The following is a 15,621-nucleotide window of genomic DNA, read 5'->3' as shown; positions in this document are numbered from 1 at the left end:
TGCAGATGGTGGGCACGCTTCGCTTTGCCCACCCTACAGTCTTTTCGCGATCCAGATCACGTGGCGCGCGCCGCCGCCTCGCCCGGTGGCGCGGACATTGACTTCGTTGACGTCGAAGCCGGCGGTGCGAAGACGCCTGGTGAAGGCGGGGTTGGGTCCCGACGACCAGACCGCGAGCACGCCGCCCGGGCGCAGCGCCGTCTTCGCTGCCGCGAGCCCGCTCGCGCTATAGAGCGCGTCATTGCCCTTGCGGGTCAGCCCTTCCGGCCCGTTGTCGACGTCAAGCAGGATGGCGTCGAAGGCCGACCGCTGCGGGCGGATGATTTCGCCGACGTCGATTTCCCGGATCTTCACCCTGGCATCATCGAGGCTGTCGCCGAAGACCTCCGCCATCGGACCTCTCGCCCAGGTCACCACCGCCGGCACCAGTTCGGACACCACGATCTTCGCTTTGGGGCCGAGCACCGTGAGCGCAGCACGCAGCGTAAAGCCCATGCCGAGGCCGCCGATCAGGACGACGGGCTTGGCGACCTTCTCGATCTGCTTCGCTGCCAGCGTTGCGAGCGCGGCTTCCGAGCCGGACAGGCGGTTGTTCATCAGCTCGTTGGTGCCGAGCTTGATGGAGAACTCCTTGCCACGCCGCATCAGCCGGAGCTCCTCGTCGGAGCCGGGGATTTTTGCGGTGTCGATCTTTTCCCAGGGAATCATCCCCGGGGTTTAGCACGATCGGGCGAACAATCAGCCACCCGCCCAGACATCCAGCACATAGCGGTTGTTCGTGCCCATCTGCTCGATCCACCGTGCACTGGCGGCCGCGTCACCGCCGCTCTTCTCGCGGTGGATCGCGACCAGCGCCGCCTTCACGTCGGGCTCCATCTTGCCGCCATCGCCGCAGACATAGATGATCGCGCCCTGCTCGATCAGCGGCCAGAGCTTGTCCTTCTGCGCGGCCAGCACGTGCTGCACATAGGTCTTCGGTCCGTCGCTCCGCGAGAACGCCGTGAACAGCTCGGTGATGCCGCTGGCGGCCAGCGCCTTGAGCTCGTCGGCGTAGAGAAAGTCCTGATCGGGATGGCGGCAGCCGAAGAACAGCATGGATGGCCCGAGCACCGCGCCCTTGGCCTTGCGCGCGGCGCGCTCCTGCAGGAAGCCGCGGAACGGCGCGAGGCCCGTGCCCGGGCCGATCATGATAACAGGCACCGACGGATCCTCGGCAAGCCGGAAGCCGGCCTTGGTCTCGCGCACGGTGGCGTAGATCACGTCGCCGACGCGGCGATTGGCGAGATAGTTCGAGCAGATGCCCTTGTAGACCCCGCGCCCTGAGGCGGCCGGCCCTTCAACCACGCCGACCGTGATGCTGCAACGCGCGGGATCGACCGACGGCGAGGACGAGATCGAATAATAGCGCGGTGCCAGCAACGAGAGCATTTCCAGATAGACGTGGAACGGCAGTTCGCAGGCCGGATATTCGAGCAGCAGGTCGAACACCGATTTGCGCTTGGCGAGAATCTCGGCGCGGTAACGCTCGAGCGGCTCGCTCTCCTCACCGACGAAGGCCAGCAGCTTCGGCTTGGTCACGGGGCACCGGGTATGCTCGGCCATGATCTGGATCTGCTTGCGGGTCGCGACCTGCTGCAGCTCGACGAACTCGCTGAGCAGGCGGCCCACCGACACGGCCTCGCCGACCGGCAATTGGGCGCGGCGCCCCTCGGCGACCTGCAGCCTGATCTGGTCGGCGGGCAGGAAACCGAAGCGACGGGCCACCGAATCCACCAGCGTCGGATCATTGCGCGGGACGACGCTGAGGTGATCGCCGACGCGGTAGCTGACATTGGCCGGCAGCTGCACCTCGATGTGCCGCGTCGAACGCTCGGACGGATGGGGCCCGGCCTTGTTCTGAAGCTCGTCGTTGACCAGCACCTTCATCGCGACAGCACCGCCCTGCGCGACGATGGTGTTGACGGCGGTCACCGCGACCGGCTCGATCGCATAGAGCGGATCGTCCTCGGCGGTGCGGGTGAAATTCCAGTCGATGCCGAATTCCTTGGTCGCGACCTGGGCCGCGGCCGGGAACCATTTCTGGAACTGGCCGTCGAGATCGCTGCGTGCATCGCCCTCGCCGCGCGGATAGACCGCACGCGCGCCATGCTTCGACAATTGCTCGTCGATCAGGCGCGGCACCGATTGATAGGTCGCGGCCCAGTCGCTGTTGCCGCAACCGAACACGGCGTAGCGCACGCCGGCAAAGGCATCCTTCGGCAAATCGCCGCCAAGCCATTTGACGAACTGCGTCGCATTGTCAGGCGGCGCGCCGTTGTAGGAGGCGCAGATGATCAGCACGCCGCCCTGCTGCGGCAGCTTGCCGACGTAATCGTCGAGCGGGCCGAGATGCACCGCAAAGCCGTTGATCTCGGCAAGGTCGGCCATGCGCGTCGCCAGCTCCTCGGCGGTGCCGAGATTGGAGCCGTAGAGCACCAGCATCGGCGTGTTGTGGCCGGGCCGGGCCGTCGGCTGGCGCGGCGCCTTCGGCGCCGAACCGGCGGCCGCAATCGGTCCGCCATAGGCACCGCGCTCGCGATCGGCGCGCGGACGCACCTTGATCTTGAAGCCTTCCGGCTTCATCGTCAGCGTCTCCTTCAGATGCATCTGGTAGCGCTGATGGTCGATCAGCTTGAAGCGCTGCAGGATCATGCCGAGCGCGAGCGCGGCCTCGTGCATGGCGAAGCCGCGGCCGATGCAGGCGCGCTGACCGTTGCCGAACGGCTTCCAGGCATTGATCGGCCGCTTCGCTTCCGCCTCGCGGCTGAAATTCTCGGGATCGAAGGCATCGGGATTCGGACCCCAGACGGAGGGATCGCGATGCAGCGCGGTCACCAGGATCGTGGTGAACGTGCCCTTCCGAAGCTTGTACTTGCCGCCGATCGTCTCGTCGTTCAGCGGCGAGATGCCATAGGCCGGCGCCGGCGGCCACAGCCGCAGCGCCTCCTTCAGGATCTGCGTGATGTAGGTGAGCTGCGTCACCTGCTGATAGGTCGGCTTGGCATCGACGTCGGGGCCGAAGACGCGATCGACCTCGTCATAGGCCTTCTTGAGGATCTCGGGGTGCTTGAGCAGCGCATAAAGCGTGTAGGACAACAGGCCACTGGTGGTCTCGTGGCCCGCGATCAGGAACGTGTTGATCTGGTAGCGGATATTGACGTCGTCGAGCTGCTCGCCGGTCGAACGGTCGACGCCGGTCATCATCGCAGCCAGCATGTCCTTCTTGTCGTCGATCCCTTCCGCGCTCTTGCGGCGCTCGGCAATGATCTCGTCGACCATCTTGTTCATGAAGGCGACGTCTTCGACGAGGGTCTTGCGCCGCTTCTGCATCCAGAGCTGCTCGAACGGCAGGCCGCGCGTCATCATGATGGTTTCGAGCGAGCGTACCAACGACTCGACGTAGGGATGATAGTCGCTCCGGTAGAAGGAGTTGAAGCGGTAGTCGAAACCGCATAGCCCGATCGTGTCCAGCGTCAGCGCCGTCATATCATGAACGACGTCGATCTCGTCGTCGGCGTTGAGCCGCTCCCATTTCTGGACGAGTTGCTCGGCGATATCGACCATGCTCGGATGATAGGACTGCATGGCGCGATTGCCGAAGGGCTGAAGCAGGATGTTGTGCGCCTTGCTCCAGTTCGGCTCCCTGGTATCGGCCGTGAACAGGCCGTCGCCGCCGACCGCGCGCACGCGCCGCAGCGCGCCGCGCACCGTCTTGTCGAAGCGCTTCTCGTCGGAGAGCTCGTCGACGAGATCGTGGCCGGAGACGACCACGATCGGCGAGCCCATCATATCGAGCCAGAAGATCGGACCGAGCTCCTTGGCGAGCCGCGTCAGGTGCTGCACGGGCGCAGCCGAATCCAGCGACAGCATGTTGCCGACCACGGGCTTGGTCGGCGGATGCGGGATCGGGTCCAGACGATTCGTGGTAGACATTAAAAGTGCTTCCCCCTGCCTCGATATTCACCGCCGTCATTGCGAGGAGCGAAGCGACGAAGCAATCCAGACTGCCTTCCGCGAATACATTTCTGGATTGCTTCGCTTCGCTCGCAATGACGAGCGCTAGCTAAACCGCCTTCTACGCCATTCGATCAGCTTGGCGCTGACCTCCTCCGGCTTCTCCTGCTGCGTCCAATGGCCGCTGTCCTTCACCAGATACTTTTCGAGATCACCGATCAGATTCTCCATGCCGTCCGCCGCAGAGGGCGGCAGCACCGCGTCGTTCTCCGCCATGATCATCAGCGACGGCACGTGGACGTGGTGGTCCAGGCCCTTCGACCGCTCCCAATTGCGGGTAAAGTTGCGGTACCAGTTGATGCCGCCGGTGAAGCCTGTCTTCGTGAAGGTGTCGACGAACACCTTCTTCTCGTCGGTGGACAGGATCGGCGTGCGCGGGTCGACCTTGGCATCGTAAGCCGCGATCATCTGCGGGAAGGCCAGATTGGTTTTTGCCGCGGCGCCGACGCCTGCGATCGGCGGCTCATCCGGCTTCGCCGCAGGCCGCGCCAGCGGCTTGCGCATGAAGGCGTCGAAAGTCTGCTCGACCCGGTTGCCAAAAATCCTGTCCGGCTCGCGCGCGGGATCCTGGAACTGGACGATATACATCTGGTCGCCATAGCGCTGGCGAAACAGCGCGATGGGATCGATCGGGGCGCGGTCCCAATGCGGGGTGTTGACGCCGACCACACCAGCGACGCGCGAAGGGTGCCGCAAAGGCATCTGCCAAACGACGAAGCCGCCCCAGTCGTGACCGACGAAGATCGCCTTTTCGATTCCGAGATGATCGAGCAGACCGACGAGATCGCCGGTCAAATGCTCCATGTCGTAGTCCTCGACCGGCTCGGGACGGTCGGTCGCGCCATAGCCGCGCTGGTCCGGGGCGATCACGCGGATGCCGGCCTCGCTCAGCGCCTTGATCTGGTGGCGCCAGGAAAAGGCGAGCTCGGGCCAGCCGTGGCACAGCACGACCGGCGGCTTGTCGTCGGCCGGGCCAGCCTCGTAATAGCCCATGCGGATTCCGTTCGTCGACGCGAACTTGAGCGGCGGCATTTCAATCATTGCAACATTCCTACTCAGCGGCACCCTTGATGTCGGCCGCCGGCGGCGCGTAGGCCGCCTCCAGTGCGGCGAACTCCTCCGGCAGCATGTCGCACATCACCTGCACATGCGGAATGATGTTGGCGCCGACGATGAAGCCGAAATCGAGCTGGTCGCGGTAGCTCTGCACGGTGATGTTGAGCGCCTGCCCGTGTGTTGAGATCGACACCGGGAAAATGTGCAGCAGCTCGGCGCCCGCGGCATAGAGCGTCTGCCGCGGTCCCGGCACGTTGGACACCGTGATGTTGGCGGCCGGGGGCAGTACGTCCGACAGATTGGAGCGGCTATAGAGCAGCGCCAGGATCTGCACCATGATCGGCGCGCCCAGCATCGAGATGTTGGAGACCTGCGGCATCAGCGCGCGCAGGGGATGCGACATCTCCTTGGACTTGGTCGACTGCGCGATGATGGCTTCCAGCCGCGCCTTGGGATCGTCGACATTGGTCGCGATCGAGCAGATCATGCCGAACACCTGGTTGTTCGCCTCGGTGTTGCCCTCCTCGCGCAGCGAGATCGGCACCGCGGCCGTCAGCGATTTCGCCGGCAGCGTGCCATACTGCAGCAGATAGCGGCGGACGACGCCAGACGCCAGCGCCAGCACGACGTCGTTGAGCTTGCCGCCGGCCTGTTTGGCCAGCGCCTTGGCCCGCGACAACGGGATCGACACGCCGGCAAAGCTTCGTTCCGAGGAGATGGTCTTGTTGAGCATGGTCGGGGGCGACACCATGCTGGCGAGGCTCTCGCGCGACTTGGGATCGGCGACCTTGCCGAGCACGTCGGACACGCTCTTGAGCACGGTGGGGATGTTGCCGGCGAAGCGCACCGCGCTCTCGATCTGATACATCGCATTGTCGAACAGGATCGAGCCGATGTCGCTCTTGCCGGTGCGCGGCAGCTGAAGGTTCTTCGCAGCCTGCGAAGCATCGAGCGGCTGGCTGAACAGCTGCTGATAGGAATCCAGCAGGTTCGCGGCGATGTCGCGCGGCTCCTGCCCTGGTTTGCTGCCCGCCGTCGGTGGCTCGACCTTCCGCGGGATCGGCGAGATGTCGTAGATCATGTTGGTCAGCGCCGCGCCGGCGCCGCCGTCGATCGCGGCATGATGCATCTTGGAATAGAGCCCGACCTCGTTGTCCTTCATGCCCTCGAACACGTAGAATTCCCAGAGCGGGCGGGCGCGGTTGAGCAGCTTGGCATGCATCCAGCCGACGATGCGTTCAAGCGTGGCGCGGTCGCGCGGCTGCGGCAGGCTGGCGCGGAAGATGTGACGATCGATGTCGAACTGGTCGTCCTCGACCCAGGACGGATGGTCGATGTCGAGCGGCGCCTTCTCCAGCCGCGCCTTCAGGATTGGCGCGATGTGCAGCCGCGAGACGATCATCGCCTTGAAGTCTTCGAAGAAGTCGCCCTTGTAGTCGTCGGGCAGGCGGAAGATCGCCATGCTCCCGACATGCATCGGCATTTCAGGTGTTTCCAGATAGAGAAACGACGCGTCCAGCGACGACAGCTTCTTACCGTCAGCCATAATTCCCTCCCGCAACGATTTGACGGGCGCCTTAGCCGGCGCTTCTCGTCAGGCCGATATTGCCTGTTCCGGCGGGGCATATGCAATGGCAAACGGCCCTGCCCGGTCAAATGGCGAGAACTCCCCCTCCGGTTGGGCCAAACGGTCGGCCACCGCCCACAGCGCCGCAGGATTTACCCCGAGCCCGAGATGGCTCGCCAGGTGCACCTCGATGTTTTCGGCGCGGTCGGAGGGACGCAACAAGCAGGTCCGCCAGTTAACCACACCGTCGGCCCGCGAATAGATCGAGGTTGTCGGAACCGGCAGATCGCCGGCGATCGCCTCGCGCGCTTCCGCAAAATCCTCGACGCGCTCGCCGGACAGCGCCTCGTACAGCCGCGTGGCATTGGTCGCCCGCACGTCATTGGCAAAAGGGCTGCCGAGCGTGATGACGTAGCGAACCATGTCGGGCGCCCAAAGCGAAAGATCGCGGGCATAGACGCCGCCGAGACTCCACCCGACCAGGCTGACCTTGCGCCCGCTCGCGGCATGAATCTCGGCGAGTCGGGCGCGCAGCGCGTCCCGCATCCGCCCCAGCCCGCCGAGATTGCGGCCCATCCGCCAGGCATGCGTCTCGTAGCCGAGCTCGCTGAGATAGCGCCGCATCGGCGCCATCGAGAGGTCGCTGGCGAGAAAGCCCGGCAGCGCCAGCACCGGATGGCCGTCGCCCCTCGGCGCCCGCATCAGCAGCGGCGACAGCAGGAGGCTTGCATTGAGTTCGAGCAGGCCACGGGCTTCTGCGAGCAACAGGGCGAGGCCCGGCGGACGTAGCCGGCCTTTCTCCAGCGCCCCCTCCTGCCCGGACGACACTATTTTTTCTTGTCGCTGCTGCGCGTGCCGCCGAGGCCGGCCATCGTGACGAACATATCCTGAAACCGCTCGGCGATCTTCGGATCGAACGTGAACCAGCTCTGGATCAGCGATTCCGGCGAGACCTTCTCGATGTTGCTGAGCACCTGCTGCTGCAGCTTGTCCATCACCGCCGTCTGCATCGGCCCTACGTCGGGCAGACCGAAGAACTGGCGAGCCTCGAGGGGGGTGCAGTCGATTTCGATGTTTACTTTCATGTCCCCTCCGGATGAGATTCGGGCCGCTTGGCGGAGTATCGCCGCGAGTTGTGCTGCGACGCAAGCGACCTGATGCAGGCGCGGCGTGCCCCGTCCCCCAATCGGGCGGTATGGTCAACCAAAGTCGAAAGAGGCGATCTTCCATGCTGGACGGCATGGACTGCATTGCTGCACAGCGGCGCAACTTGGCGCGTTCCTTGCTGGAATGGCGCTTGCACCGGTCGAGAACTCTGGGCAACATGGATCAATCAGCCCCGCCGAACAATCAAAAATCATCGGCATGGCAGAGTGGAGAGGGTCAAGAATGTCATCAGGTCGAAGTCTGTTTGCGACGACGCTCGCCGGTACGCTTGCGTTGGCGGTCACGCCGGCGTCGAGCCAAACGCTCCGTTATGCCAACCAGGGTGACCTGAAGTCCCTTGATCCCTACACGCTCAACGAGAGCACGACCCACGCGCATCTCGGCCACGTCTACCAGGGCCTCACCGCGCGCGACAAGGACCTCAAGATCATTCCGGCGCTGGCGGAGAGCTGGGAGACTCCCGAGCCGACCCGCTGGCGCTTCCATTTGCGCAAGGGCGTGAAATTCCACAACGGCGACCCCTTCACCGCCGACGACGTCGTGTTCTCGGCCGATCGCGTCCGCAAGAAGGGGTCCAACATGCAGACCCGTCTTGCGCCCGACGTCAAGGTCGTCAAGGTCGACGACTACACCGTCGACTTCGTCCTGCCCTCGCCCAATCCCATCCTGCACAATTCGTGGGATGTCTGGTACATCATGGACAAGAAATGGGCCGAGGCGAACAACGTCGTCGATCCGACGCCGGTGGCGGCGACCACGCCCAGCTACGCCTCGCTGCACGAGAACGGCACCGGCCCCTTCATCATCGAAAGCCATCAACCCGGCGTGAAGACGGTGTTCAAGGCCAATCCCAATTACTGGGGCAAGGTGGAAGGTAACCTGAAGGAGATCGTCTTCACCCCAATTTCCTCCGACGCCACCCGCGTCGCCGCACTCCTCTCCGGCGAAGTCGACGTCATCGAGCCGGTGCCGATCCAGGACATTTCCCGCGTCGATTCCAGCCCGAACGCCCAGGTGCTGAAGGGGCCGGAGCTGCGCACCATCTTCATCGGCTTCGACCAGACGCGCGACGAGCTGCTCTACTCCAACATCAAGGGCAAGAACCCCTTCAAGGACGCCCGGGTTCGCGAAGCCTTCTACAAGGCGATCGACATCGAGTTGATCAAGACGCGCGTGATGCGCGGACTGTCGACGCCGTCGGCGCTGATGATCGCGCCGGAACTGTTTGCGCTGTCCAAGGAGTTCACGCGGCCGAAATTCGACCCTGACGGCGCCAAGAAGCTCCTGACCGAAGCCGGCTATCCCGACGGCTTCGAGGTCACGATGGATTGCCCGAACGATCGCTACGTCAACGACGCCGCGATCTGCCAGGCCGTCGTCGGCATGCTCGCCCGCATCGGCGTCAAGATCAATCTCTTGGCGCAGCCGAAGGCGCAGTACTTCGCAAAGGTGCTCAAGCAAGGCGGCTACCAGACCTCGTTCTACCTCTTGGGCTGGACCCCGAGCACGATGGACTCGCACAACGTGCTGTACGACATCATGGGCTGCCGCGACGATGCGAAATCCTCGCGCGGCGAGGCCAATCTCGGCGGCTATTGCAACAAGGAGTTCGACGCCATCACCGACAAGGTGCTGGTCGAGACCGACACCGCCAAGCGCAACCAGCTGATCAAGCAGGCCTACGACATCAGCATCACGGACTGGGCCTACATTCCGCTGCATCAGCAGGCACTGGCCTGGGGTGTATCGAAGAAGGTCAACCTGCCGCAGCGCGCCGACAATTTGGTCATGTTCCACTGGGCGACCAAGAAGGAATAGCGTCAGTCGAACACGAGGTCCCGGCGCACCAGGCGGCCGGGACCTTTCCTTTTTCCGGCTGACAAAATCGTCGGCCGCACGCACCCAAGGATAGTGGAAGGCATGCTCGCTTTCACGCTTCGCCGCGCGGTTCAGGCCATCGGCGTCATGTTCGCCGTGGGCATCATAGCCTTCTCGATGTTCCGTTTCGCCGGCGACCCCGTCAACCAGATCGTCTCGATCGACACCTCGGCGGCCGAACGCGAAATCGTGCGTAAATCGCTCGGCCTCGACGATCCCGTGCCGGTGCAGTTCGTGCGCTATTTCGCCGACGCCGCGCAGTTCAAATTCGGCGTCTCCTATCAGTTCCGCCAGCCGGTCTCGACTTTGTTGATGGAGCGCATGCCCGCCACGCTGGAACTGGCGATCTGCGCCACCGTCTTTGCAATGGTGTTCGGGATTCTGATGGGGGTCTATTCGGCGCTCAGGCGCGACACCTTGCTTGCCAAGCTGTTCCAGGCGGTTTCGCTTGTCGGCATCTCGTTGCCGACTTTCCTGATCGGCATTCTGCTGATCTACCTGTTCGCCGTGACATTGGGCTGGTTGCCTTCGTTCGGCCGCGGCGAGGTGGTCAAGCTCGGCTGGTGGAGCACGGGCCTGCTCACGCTGTCGGGACTGAAGGCATTGATCATGCCCTCGATCACCCTCGGCCTGTTTCAGATGACCTTGATCATGCGGCTGGTGCGGGCGGAGATGCTGGAGGTGCTGCGAACCGACTATATCCGCTTCGCCCGTGCCCGGGGGTTGACCACCCGCGCCATCCATTTCGGCCACGCGCTGAAGAATACGCTGATTCCCGTGATCACGGTGGCCGGACTCCAGTTTGGCTCGGTTATTGCATTTTCGATCATCACCGAAACCGTATTCCAATGGCCGGGCATGGGACTTCTGTTCGTGCAGGCCGTGCAAAACGTCGACATCCCGATCATGGCCGCCTACCTGCTGATGGTTTCGCTGATCTTCGTCACCATCAACCTGGTGGTCGACATCCTCTACACCGTGGTCGATCCGCGCCTGCGCGCGACCGTCGGCCGCGCCACATAAGGCAGCTCCGCATGTCCGACGCAGCCGCCTCCAATCCCGACGAGCAGAGCACGCCGCCCGCCCATGTCGGCCGCAGCTGGCTGAGCCGCGCGCTCGACAGCGACATCTTCTATTCGTTCCGCCGTTCCAAGCTGACCATGGTGGCGGCGGCCATCACCGTGCTGTTCTTCCTGCTCGCGATCTTTGCATCCGCGCTCGCGGTGCAGAACCCGTTCGATCCGGCGCAGCTCCAGTTGATGAACTCGCGCATCTCGCCGCTCTGGACCGCCGACGGCCAGAGCCCATTCCTGCTCGGCACCGACGAGCAGGGCCGCGACGTATTCTCCGCCATCCTCTATGGGATGCGCATCTCGCTCGCGGTGGGCGTCGCCGGCGTGATCTTCGCCGGCGCGCTCGGCATCGCGCTCGGCCTGATCGCCGGCTATTTCGGCGGCGCGGTCGACGGCGTGATCATGCGGATCGCCGACGTGCAGCTCACCTTTCCCGCCATTCTGATCGCGCTGCTGGTCAACGGCATCGCCAAATCCATCTTCGGCAACCGGCTGGATGCCACCAGCATGCTGGTGGTGCTGGTGATCTCGATCGGTCTGAGTTTCTGGGTGGGGTATGCCCGAACGGTGCGCGGCTCCGTGATGGTCGAGAAGAACAAGGATTACGTGGCTGCCGCGCAGCTGATCGGCCTGCCCGCACCGACGATCATGCTGCGCCACGTGCTGCCCAACACAATGGGCCCGATCCTGGTCATCGCCACCATCAACCTGGCGCTCGCCATCATCACCGAGGCGACGCTGTCCTTCCTCGGCGTCGGCCTGCCCGACACGATGCCTTCGCTCGGCACCTTGATCCGCATCGGCAACAACTACCTGTTCGCCGGCGAATGGTGGATCGTCGCCTTCCCGGGCCTGGCGCTCGCCGGACTGATCCTGTCGATCAATTTGCTGGGCGACTGGCTGCGCGACGCGCTCAATCCGAAACTCCGATGAGCAACATTTCGATGAGTCCGCCTCGCTCATGACCGAACCAATCCTCTCCGTGCGCAACCTCCAGGTGGAGTTCGCCTCCCGCCGCGGCACGCTGCGCGCCATCGACGGCGCCTCCTTCGACATCGCCAAGGGCGAGGTGCTGGGCGTGGTCGGCGAATCCGGCGCCGGCAAATCCGTCACCGGCCTCGCCGTGATCGGCCTGATCGATCCCCCCGGCCGCATCGCCGGCGGCGAGATTCGTCTTGCCGGCCAGCGCATCGACCATCTGCCGCCGGAACAGATGCGCCGCATCCGGGGCAAGCGGATCGGCATGATCTTCCAGGACCCCCTCACCTCGCTCAATCCGCTGTACCGGGTCGGCGACCAGATCGTGGAGACGATCAGGACCCATCTGGACCTGTCCGAATCCGCCGCCCGCCGCCGCGCCATCGACCTGCTCGCCGAGGTCGGCATTCCCGCGCCGGACAGGCGCATCGACGGCTATCCGCACGAATTCTCCGGCGGCATGCGTCAGCGCGTGGTGATCGCGCTCGCGATCTGCGCCGAGCCCGAGCTGATCATCGCCGACGAGCCGACCACCGCGCTCGACGTCTCCGTGCAGGCGCAGATCATCTCGCTGATCAAGCGGCTCGGCCGCGACCACGGCACCGCCGTGATGCTGGTGACGCACGACATGGGCGTGATCGCGGAGACCTCGGACCGCGTCGCGGTGATGTATGCCGGCCGCGTCGCCGAGATCGGTCCGGTGCAGGATGTCGTCAGAAATCCGCTGCACCCCTACGCCAAGGGCTTGATGGGCGCGATTCCGACGCTGGCCGGCGACGACAAGCGCCTCCAGCAGATCCCCGGTTCGATGCCGCGCCTCTCAGCGATCCCGCGCGGCTGTTCGTTCAATCCGCGCTGCGCGTTCGCCTTCGACCGCTGCCGGGTCGAGCGGCCGGAGCCGCTGCCGCGCGGCACGCAATCGGTCGCCTGCCACCTCTACGACAACGTGCCGGCGGAGAGCGCGGCATGAGCACCCCCTTCGTTCAGGCCACAAATCTGCGCCGGGTGTTCGACGTCTCGAAGCCCTGGCTAAACCGCGTGCTCGAGGGCGGGCACCTCGAATATCTCAAGGCGGTCGACCACGTCACCTTCGACATCAGGAAGGGTGAGACGTTTGCGCTGGTCGGCGAGTCCGGCTCGGGCAAGACCACAGTGGCGCGGATGGTCGTCGGGCTGCTGCCGCCGAGCGCCGGCGACGTCCTGATCGACGGCGTCTCGATGACCGATCCGCGGCAGGCGCCGGCGCGGCGGAAGCTGCGCCGCCGCATCCAGATGATCTTCCAGGATCCCTATGCCAGCCTGAACCCGCGCTTCCGCGTCGACGCCATCATCTCCGAGCCGATCCGCGCCTTCGACCTGATCCAGGGCGAGCGCGACATCCGGGCTCGCGTCGCCGAGCTGCTCACGCTGGTCGGCCTGCATCCCGACGACCGGCTGAAGTTTCCGCACGAATTCTCGGGCGGCCAGCGTCAGCGCATCGCGATTGCGCGGGCGCTCGCTTCCGACGCCGAGTTCATCGTCTGCGACGAGCCGACTTCGGCGCTCGACGTCTCGGTGCAGGCGCAGATCCTCAACCTGATGCGCGACCTCCAGGACAAGTTCGGCCTGACCTACATGTTCATCAGCCACAACCTCGCCGTGGTCCGCCACATGGCGAGCCGCGTCGGCGTGATGTATCTCGGCCGCATCGTCGAGATCGCCGAGGGACGAGAGCTGTTCGCCAATCCGCGCATGCCCTACACCAAGATGCTGCTGGGCGCCGTGCCCGACCTTGCCATGAGCGGCCGCCAGCGCATTCCGGTGAAAGGCGAGATCCCGAACCCGATCAACCCGCCCTCCGGCTGCGCATTCAATCCGCGCTGCCCGCTGGCGTTCAATCTCTGCCGCAAGGAGGCTCCGGAACTGATCGGCGGCGTCGCCTGCCATGCGGTCAACACCGCACCGGTCCCGGCGTGACGCGCGCGTGCCATGCAGCCTGCGCATTTGGCGGCGGCCCGTCCCTGTGATCAATTGCGCGCGCCGCAAGTGAGGTAATCGATGGCCAGCAACGTCAACCCAGATCCCTTTACGACGCGCCCCGAGATCGAGGGCACGTTCGGGGTCGTCGCCACCACGCACTGGATCGCGACCGCAATCGGCATGGCCATCCTCGAAAAGGGCGGCAACGCCTTCGACGCCGGCGTCGCCACCGCCTTCACGCTCCAGGTGGTCGAGCCGCATCTGAACGGCCCCGGCGGCGACGTGCCCGTCATCGTGCACGACGTGAAGCGCGGCCGCACCGAGGTGATCTGCGGCCAGGGCCCGGCGCCGGCACGCGCCACCATCGCGCACTACAGGAGCGAGGGCCTCGACATGGTGCCGGGCACGGGCCTGCTCGCCGCCTGCGTCCCCGGCACGTTCGAATCCTGGATGATGCTCTTGCGCGACTACGGCACGATGCGCGTGCGCGACGTGCTGGAGCCGGCGATCTCCTATGCGCGTGATGGCTACCCGCTGGTGGAGCGCGCCTGCGCCACGATCCAGACCGTCGAGCAATTGTTCCGCAAGCATTGGCCGACCTCCGCCGCCGTCTACCTGCCGAACGGCGAGGTGCCGAGGCCCGGCACACTGTTCACCAACAAGACACTGGCCGCGACCTACGCCCGGATCCTGAGCGAAGCGGAAAGCGGTGGCGGTGGCCGCGACGCCGAGATCGAGCGCGCGCGCAAAGCCTGGTCGCAAGGTTTCGTCGCCGAAGCCATCGACAAGTTCTGCCGGACCCAGGAGGTGATGGACGTCAGCGGCTCGCCGCATCGCGGCGTGCTGTCCGCCGACGACATGGCGTGCTGGCAGCCGACCATCGAGGCGCCGCTCACCTACGATTATGGCCGCTACACCGTGTGCAAGGCCGGCGTCTGGAGCCAGGGCCCGGTGACGCTGCAGCAGCTGGCGCTCCTGAAGGGCTTTGCGCTCGACGGGCTCGATCCGACCGGGCCGGAGTTCATCCATCTGCAGATCGAATGCGCCAAGCTCGCCTTCGCCGACCGCGAGAAGTTCTATGGCGATCCGAAATTCAGCGAGATCCCGATCGGGACGCTGCTGTCGGATGCATATAACGACGAGCGCCGCAAGCTCGTGACCGAGAAGGCTTCGCTCGATCTCCGGCCCGGCGCGGTCGAGGGTTTCGGCGGCGAGGTCAAGCTGCGCCGCGCAGAAGGCCAACGCGAGGCCGTTGGCGCTTTAGGCGCCGGCGAGCCGACCGTGGGGCGCTTCGGCGAGGTGCGCGGCGACACCGTGCATTTCGACATCATCGATAAGGCCGGCAACATGGTGTCGTCGACGCCGTCCGGTGGCTGGCTGCAATCCTCGCCCGTCATTCCCGAATTGGGTTTCTGCCTCGGCAGCCGCGCCCAGATGTTCGATCTGGAAGAGAACCAGCCGAGTTCGCTGGCGCCCGGCAAGCGGCCGCGCACGACGCTGTCGCCGAGCATGGCGCTGCGCGACGGCGAGCCTTACCTCGCCTGGGGCTCGCCCGGCGGCGATCAACAGGATCAGTGGATCACCCAGTTCTTCTTGCGCCACGTTCATTGCAATCTCAATCTCCAGGAAGCCATCGACGCGCCGGCCTGGCACTCCGAGCATTTCCCGATCTCGTTCTGGCCGCGCACCGCGCGCCCCGGCGTGCTCGTGGTCGAGAACCGCGTGCCCAAGGCGACGATCGCGAACCTGCGCGAGCGCGGGCACATCGTCGAGGTCGGCCCCGACTGGTCCGAAGGCCGCCTCACCGCGGCCTCGCGTGTCGGACCACGCCGGCGCGCCGCCGCCAATCCGCGCGGCATGCAAGGTTACGCCGCGGGACGCTGATAGGCA

The 15,621-nt window shown here is 65.1% G+C and carries 12 protein-coding genes; 6 read left to right on the top strand and 6 right to left on the bottom strand.

Translation table 11 applies throughout. The annotated features are described in order from the left end of the window. Positions 1-33: 33 nt before the first annotated feature. From DCM79_RS28310 to DCM79_RS28285, 6 genes are all read right to left on the bottom strand, one after another. On the bottom strand, positions 34-708 hold the full coding sequence (locus tag DCM79_RS28310) for a spermidine synthase (protein ID WP_257177364.1): 675 nt from the start codon (positions 706-708) through the stop codon (positions 34-36). Positions 709-738: 30 nt separating this feature from the next. Next, complete coding sequence (locus DCM79_RS28305; protein ID WP_257177363.1) at positions 739-3,972, bottom strand: bifunctional cytochrome P450/NADPH--P450 reductase; 3,234 nt, start codon at positions 3,970-3,972, stop codon at positions 739-741. A gap of 126 nt (positions 3,973-4,098) precedes the next feature. Continuing rightward, the gene (locus DCM79_RS28300) at positions 4,099-5,094 is read right to left on the bottom strand and encodes an alpha/beta fold hydrolase (protein ID WP_257177362.1); all 996 of its coding nucleotides are present in this window, start codon (positions 5,092-5,094) and stop codon (positions 4,099-4,101) included. Positions 5,095-5,104: 10 nt separating this feature from the next. Further along, on the bottom strand, positions 5,105-6,655 hold the full coding sequence (locus tag DCM79_RS28295) for a wax ester/triacylglycerol synthase family O-acyltransferase (protein ID WP_257177361.1): 1,551 nt from the start codon (positions 6,653-6,655) through the stop codon (positions 5,105-5,107). Between the two features lie 48 nt (positions 6,656-6,703). Further along, the gene (locus DCM79_RS28290; protein WP_257177360.1) at positions 6,704-7,504 is read right to left on the bottom strand and encodes a triacylglycerol lipase; all 801 of its coding nucleotides are present in this window, start codon (positions 7,502-7,504) and stop codon (positions 6,704-6,706) included. Further along, positions 7,504-7,761: a DUF6489 family protein gene (locus tag DCM79_RS28285; protein ID WP_028135213.1), complete on the bottom strand. Its 258-nt coding sequence runs from the start codon at positions 7,759-7,761 to the stop codon at positions 7,504-7,506. Before DCM79_RS28285 ends, DCM79_RS28290 begins: the two co-directional genes overlap by 1 nt. A gap of 304 nt (positions 7,762-8,065) precedes the next feature. On the opposite strand from DCM79_RS28285, the gene DCM79_RS28280 reads away from it, so the two are divergent. The 6 genes from DCM79_RS28280 (at position 8,066) to DCM79_RS28255 (ending at position 15,615) form a co-directional block, all read left to right on the top strand. Continuing rightward, the gene (locus tag DCM79_RS28280; protein ID WP_257177359.1) at positions 8,066-9,661 is read left to right on the top strand and encodes an ABC transporter substrate-binding protein; all 1,596 of its coding nucleotides are present in this window, start codon (positions 8,066-8,068) and stop codon (positions 9,659-9,661) included. 102 nt (positions 9,662-9,763) lie between these two features. Next, the gene (locus DCM79_RS28275) at positions 9,764-10,744 is read left to right on the top strand and encodes an ABC transporter permease (protein WP_257177358.1); all 981 of its coding nucleotides are present in this window, start codon (positions 9,764-9,766) and stop codon (positions 10,742-10,744) included. An 11-nt stretch (positions 10,745-10,755) separates the two neighbouring features. Beyond that, positions 10,756-11,727, top strand: a complete 972-nt coding sequence (locus tag DCM79_RS28270; protein ID WP_028135210.1) for an ABC transporter permease — start codon at positions 10,756-10,758, stop codon at positions 11,725-11,727. Between the two features lie 28 nt (positions 11,728-11,755). Beyond that, on the top strand, positions 11,756-12,742 hold the full coding sequence (locus DCM79_RS28265) for an ABC transporter ATP-binding protein (RefSeq protein ID WP_257177357.1): 987 nt from the start codon (positions 11,756-11,758) through the stop codon (positions 12,740-12,742). Further along, positions 12,739-13,728: an ABC transporter ATP-binding protein gene (locus DCM79_RS28260; protein ID WP_257177356.1), complete on the top strand. Its 990-nt coding sequence runs from the start codon at positions 12,739-12,741 to the stop codon at positions 13,726-13,728. The genes DCM79_RS28265 and DCM79_RS28260 overlap by 4 nt, the downstream gene beginning before the upstream one ends. 81 nt (positions 13,729-13,809) lie before the next feature. Further along, the gene (locus DCM79_RS28255; RefSeq protein WP_257177355.1) at positions 13,810-15,615 is read left to right on the top strand and encodes a gamma-glutamyltransferase family protein; all 1,806 of its coding nucleotides are present in this window, start codon (positions 13,810-13,812) and stop codon (positions 15,613-15,615) included. Positions 15,616-15,621: the final 6 nt, after the last annotated feature.

This window comes from Bradyrhizobium sp. WBOS07 (assembly GCF_024585165.1).
Lineage (GTDB): Bacteria > Pseudomonadota > Alphaproteobacteria > Rhizobiales > Xanthobacteraceae > Bradyrhizobium > Bradyrhizobium japonicum_B.
This window is presented reverse-complemented; position numbering and strand designations above follow the sequence as displayed.